This is a genomic window from Flavobacterium piscinae, assembly GCF_004122145.1.
In the GTDB taxonomy this organism is placed as follows: Bacteria; Bacteroidota; Bacteroidia; order Flavobacteriales; family Flavobacteriaceae; genus Flavobacterium; species Flavobacterium piscinae.
In genome coordinates this window covers 1-404 of sequence record NZ_SBKQ01000042.1, presented here as the reverse complement: position 1 = coordinate 404, position 404 = coordinate 1, and the positions used below count along the sequence as shown (strand labels likewise).

Sequence of the window (404 nt, the reverse complement as noted above, 5' to 3'; positions counted from 1 at the left end):
TTGGTCATCGCACTTGGTTACGGCTGCATCATCCACCGGAATCGCATTGGCAATGGTTCCTTCTTCAATTACTAAGTCTACCGTGCCTACTATAAAACATCCGGTAAGGTTGTTCTCTACTCGTACATAAATGGTCTCCGGTGCTCCTAGAACACTTGTGCTGGTGTAAGTAGTTGGCAACTGTGGACTACCCGCCTCTGCATCAGTCTGTGAAGCATAATACGTCACTGTAAAGTCTGCCTCACTTTGGTCGTCTCCTAATACATCTTCATTGGCTAAACTTAATGTGAAAGGTAAAATCGGTTGACTTGGTGCCACACATTGGTATAAATTAACCGGTGAAACAATATCCGGTAACGGATTTACAATCAATTGAAGCTCTACAATCTCATAACATCTTGGCT

General features: G+C 43.3%; 1 protein-coding gene. It reads right to left on the bottom strand.

What is annotated here, in order from left to right; translation table 11 throughout:
- Nucleotides 1-404 (bottom strand): hypothetical protein (locus tag EQG68_RS15125; RefSeq protein WP_164975481.1); only part of this gene is annotated, 404 nt, incomplete at both ends.